This is a genomic window from Methyloversatilis sp. (genome assembly GCF_030696805.1).
GTDB lineage: Bacteria > Pseudomonadota > Gammaproteobacteria > Burkholderiales > Rhodocyclaceae > Methyloversatilis.
In genome coordinates this window covers 1-5,152 of sequence record NZ_JAUYRO010000071.1, presented here as the reverse complement: position 1 = coordinate 5,152, position 5,152 = coordinate 1, and the positions used below count along the sequence as shown (strand labels likewise).

The following is a 5,152-nucleotide window of genomic DNA, read 5'->3' as shown; positions in this document are numbered from 1 at the left end:
TAGAATGCTCGGGTCATCCCGATACGCGCAACCGTCCAGATGAAACAGCAAGCCAGCTTCGCCGATCTTGAGTACTCGGCGCGTCGCAAGCCGACGCGGCGGGAGAAGTTTCTGACCGACCTGGATCGTCTGGTGCCGTGGTCGCAGCTGGTGGCGTTGATCGAGCCGCATTACTACCGCGGCGAGCGCGGTCGTCCGCCGGTCGGTCTGGAAACGATGCTGCGCATGTATCTGTGCCAGAACTGCCTGGGTTTGTCGGACGAAGGAATTGAAGATGCCATCGTCGACAGCATCGCGGTGCGTCGCTTCGTGGGCATCGACCTGATCGAGCGTCAGGCGCCCGATGCCACCACGCTGCTGAAGTTTCGCCGCCTGCTCGAACGTCACGAGATGCCGGTGCGCATCTTCGCGCTGATTCGCGAACAGCTCGGTCAGCAAGGGCTGATCCTGCGCGAAGGCACGATCGTCGATGCCACCTTGATCGCTGCGCCCCCCTCGACGAAGAACAAGGAGGGCGAGCGCGACCCCGACATGCACCAGACGAAGAAGGGCAAGCAGTGGTATTTCGGCATGAAAGCGCATATCGGTACGGATGCGCACACCGGCATCGTTCATTCGCTTGCCGCCACGGCGGCGAACGCTTCCGACGTGAGCCAGACGCACAAGCTGCTGCATGGTGAGGAGAAGCACGTGCATGCCGACGCTGGTTACCAGGGTGCAGGCAAGCGTCCCGAACTGAAGGAGTGCGAGGCTGAGTTTGTCATTGCACGTCGCCGCTCGACCTACAAGAAGCTGGACAAGACGGACCCGAGACGCCAACTCATCGAGAAGGCGGAGCACGCCAAGGCGAGCATCCGCTCGAAGGTCGAGCACGCGTTCCATGTGGTGAAGAACCTGTTCCGGCATCGCAAGTGCCGCTACAAGGGTCTGGCGAAGAACGCGGCGCAGTTGCATGTGCTGTTCGCGATGGCGAATCTGGTGCTGTCGCAGAGAAGTCTGTGCGCGCCCTACAGGACAGGTGCGTCCTGAGGGCGAGAAATCGGGGCGATGAACCCCGAAAGGGCCTCGGGTCGATGATTCGGGGCTGAAAAAGAGCCGAAATTCGATGTCATGACGATGCGAATTTCGGAGTTGCTGCCTCACGGACGAAAAATCCCGGAAGGGTGGCTTTGATCAGCGTTTCCCTTGCGAAATCCTGGTGCCATGTGTAGTAGGTCGGGCTGAAGCCCGAACTACAGGGGTTCCGCCAATTCGCAAGCCCTCCACCAGTGCGATGGCTGTCCATCGCTTTACGCTGTCGCGTTTCACAGGGAGATTTTATGCGACGATTCAGGCTTGCCCCCATTTTTGCCGTGCTCCTGACCATCGGTTTGGGCATGCCCGCACTGGCTCAGGAATCGGTTATCGGCGCCTCGGTTGACAGCCTGCTCGATTTCGCCAAGACGCGGAACCCCGAGTACGCGGCAATGCAGGCGGAAGCCGAGGCCTCCGGCCAACGCATCACGCCGGCCGGGGCACTGCCCGACCCGAGGCTGCGTGCGGAACTGATGGACATCACCAAGGGCGGCGAGCAGAACCCGACCTTGTCTCCCGGTCGTGTCGGTAGCACGCGCTATACCTTGATGCAGGAGGTCCCTTGGTTCGGCAAGCGCGACTTGAAGCGGGACATCGCCGAACTGGAAGCCGAAGCCGCGAAAGGGCGCGCACTGGGCACCTGGACCGAACTTTCCGCCCGCATCAAGACGGCCTATGCCCAGTTCTACTACGTGCACGGCAACGAGCGCCTGACCCGCGAGATCCTCGACCTGATGATCCGTCTGGAAAAAATAGCCCAGGTCCGCTACGCCGGCGGGCTCGCCGCTCAACAGGACGTCGTCCGCGCCCAGGTGGAGCAGACCAATCTGCGTAACGACCTGATCGCCCTGGAAAACGAGCGGCGGGGCCTGCGGGCCCGCATGAACGCGCTGCTCTCGCGCCCGGCGCCGGCCGCCCTGGCCGAACCGGCAGTATTGCGAACCCTGCCGGCGCCGGCGAAACTGGACTATGCCGCCCTGGAAGATCGCGTGCGTGCCCGCAATCCCCTGCTCTTCGTGGAAGACGCGCGGATCAAGGCGGCCGAAAAGAGCCGCGAACTGACCTACAAGAACCGCTACCCGGATTTCACCTTTGGCGTCGCCCCCAACCAATTCCAGAACTCGGTCAAGCAGTGGGACCTGATGGTCGAGATCAACATCCCCTTGCAGCAAGCCACGCGCCGCTCCCAGGAGCGCGAATCGGAAGCCATGCTGACAGCCGCTCGGAGCCGGAAGGAAGCGGCCTCCAACCAGGTGCTGTCGGAGCTTTCCGAAAACATCGCCAGCATAGAGGCGGCGCGCCGTACCGAAACCCTGGTCACCGCCAGCTTGCTGCCCCAGGCGGAGTTGACCTTTCAGGCGGCGCTGCCCGGCTATGAGACCGGCAAGGTGGATTTCGCCACCTTGATCGACGCCCTGCGCCAGATCCGGCAGGCTAAGCAGAATCTCATCAAGGCTCAGGCCGAGAGCCAAGCCCGCCTGGGCGAAATCGAACGACTTTTAGGAGAAGATCTATGAACAAGGGTGCGGGACTGACCATCGGCGTCATCACGCTTGCCGTAGCCGCCGGTGGTGGCTACTGGCTGGGCGGACGAGGCACAGCCTCCCATGGCGATGCAGCGGCTCCGGTCGCGGCCAGCGCGGCCGAGCCGGCCAAGAAAGAAAAGAAGCTGCTCTTCTACCGCAATCCGATGGGGTTGCCCGACACCTCGCCGACCCCCAAGAAAGACCCGATGGGGATGGACTACATCGCCGTCTATGAAGGCGAGGATGACGACGAACCAGCGGCCGCCAACCAAATCAAGATCAGTACCGAGAAGGTGCAGAAACTCGGCGTGCGGACCGAAGCCGCCCAACTCCGCGCGCTCGACAAGGTGGTCCGCGCATCCGGCAGGATCGAGCCGGACGAACGCCGCATGTACGCAATTTCGCCCAAGTTCGAAGGTTATGTCGAGCGCCTGCATGTCAATGTGACTGGCCAGCCGGTCGGCAAAGGCCAGCCGCTGTTCGAGGTGTACAGTCCGGAGCTGGTCTCCGCCCAGCGTGAATATGCGATTGCCGCCCAAGGCGTCGAATCGCTGAAAGAAGCCGGCGGCCCGGCGCGGGACGGCATGAAACAACTGGCCGATTCCAGCCTGCTGCGACTGAAGAACTGGGATATCTCGGAAGAACAGGTCAAGGCCCTCGCCAAATCTGGCGAGGCGAAGCGGACGATGACTTTCCGCTCGCCGGTGGCCGGCATCGTCACCGAGAAAAAAGCCGTCCAGGGCATGCGCTTCATGCCCGGCGAGGCGCTCTATCAGGTCGCGGACCTCTCCTCGGTGTGGGTCGTCGCCGACGTGTTCGAACAGGACATCGGCCTGGTCAAATCTGGCAGCAAGGCCAAGGTGACGATCAATGCCTATCCGGGCAAGACTTTCGACGGCACGATCAGTTATGTCTATCCGACCTTGAACGCCCAGACCCGTACCGTGCCGGTTCGCGTCGAACTGGCAAATCCGGGGCTGCTGCTCAAGCCGTCGATGTTCGCCCAGGTCGAACTGCCGGTGGGCGCCAAAGGCCAGGTGGTCACGGTGCCGACCTCCGCCGTCATCGACAGCGGTGCCCGCCAGATCGTACTGATCCAGCAAGGCGAAGGCCGCTTCGAGCCGCGCGATATCAAACTCGGGGCGCGCAGCGACAATCACGTCGAAGTGCTGGAGGGGGTCAAGGAAGGCGAACAGGTAGTGGTCGCCGCCAACTTCCTGATCGATGCCGAGAGCAACCTCAAGGCAGCGGTCGGCGGTTTCGGCCACGCCGCCCATGGCGCCGCCCCAAAAGAAGGGCAAGCGGCAGCACCCGGACAGCCAACTGCCAAAGGCGCCAGCCACCAGGCCGAAGGCACGGTGGATGGCGTCGACGCGGCAGCCGGCACGATCAGCCTCAATCACGGCCCGGTCGCCAGCCTCAAATGGCCGGCCATGACCATGGAGTTCAAGGCCGCCAACGCATCGCTGCTGCAAGGGATGAAACCGGGAGCCAAAGTCGCCGTCGAGTTCGTCGAGCGGCAACCCGGTGAATGGGTGATTACGGCCGTCAAGCCGCTGCCAGCAAACCAGGGAGCCGGCACGCCGGCCGCCGGGGCCAACCCGCACGCCGGTCACTGACCGAGAACCACGGAGAGTCACCCCATGTTGGCCAATATTATCGAATGGTCGGGCCGGAACCGCTTCCTGGTCTTGCTCGCCACCCTGTTCATCACCATCGCCGGCATTTATGCCGTATTGCGCACGCCGATCGATGCCTTGCCTGACCTCTCGGACGTGCAGGTCATCGTTTATACCGAATATCCCGGCCAGGCGCCGCAGGTCGTCGAGGATCAGGTCACCTATCCGCTCACCACGGCCATGTTGTCGGTGCCGAAATCAAAGGTGGTGCGCGGCTTTTCGTTCTTCGGCGCCTCCTTCGTGTACATCATTTTCGAGGATGGTACCGACATCTACTGGGCGCGCTCGCGCGTCCTTGAATATCTGAATTTCGCCTCCAGCCGCATGCCGAAGGGCGTCACGCCGTCGCTTGGACCGGACGCCACCGGCGTCGGCTGGGTTTACCAGTATGCGTTGCTCGCCAAAGACAAGACGCTGGCCGAACTGCGCACCATCCAGGACTGGTACGTCCGCTATCAACTGACCAAGGCCCATGGCGTCGCCGAAGTCGCTTCGATCGGCGGCTTCGTTCAGACCTATCAGGTCACGGTGGACCCGGTCAAGCTGCGTTCCTACGGCATCCCGCTGATGAAGGTGGCGCAGGTCATCCGCGACTCGAACCGCGATGTCGGCGGACGCGTCGTCGAGATGGCCGAAACCGAGTACATGGTTCGCGGCAAGGGCTACCTGCGCGGCAAAAGCGACCTTGAAATGCTGGTCGTCAAAAGCGACAAAGGCACGCCAGTGCTCATCCGCGACATCGCGCGCATCGAACTGGTGCCTGATGAACGGCGCGGCCTGACCGAACTCAACGGTGAAGGCGAAGTTGTGTCGGGCATCGCCATGGCGCGATATGGTGCCAACGCGCTGGAAGTCATCCACAATCTAAAAACC

General features: G+C 62.5%; 4 protein-coding genes. All 4 read left to right on the top strand.

Translation table 11 applies throughout. The features are described from left to right. The first annotated feature begins 39 nt into the window (after positions 1-39). A complete protein-coding gene (locus Q8R75_RS12325; RefSeq protein ID WP_305663682.1) occupies positions 40-1,029 on the top strand; it encodes an IS5 family transposase in 990 nt (329 codons plus the stop codon). Positions 1,030-1,352: 323 nt separating this feature from the next. Continuing rightward, positions 1,353-2,591, top strand: coding sequence for a TolC family protein (locus Q8R75_RS12320; RefSeq protein WP_305633530.1), 1,239 nt, complete (start codon positions 1,353-1,355; stop codon positions 2,589-2,591). Next, complete coding sequence (locus tag Q8R75_RS12315; protein WP_305633529.1) at positions 2,588-4,219, top strand: efflux RND transporter periplasmic adaptor subunit; 1,632 nt, start codon at positions 2,588-2,590, stop codon at positions 4,217-4,219. The genes Q8R75_RS12320 and Q8R75_RS12315 overlap by 4 nt, the downstream gene beginning before the upstream one ends. A 24-nt stretch (positions 4,220-4,243) precedes the next feature. After that, positions 4,244-5,152 (top strand): efflux RND transporter permease subunit (locus Q8R75_RS12310; protein ID WP_305663681.1); only part of this gene is annotated, 909 nt, incomplete at its 3' end.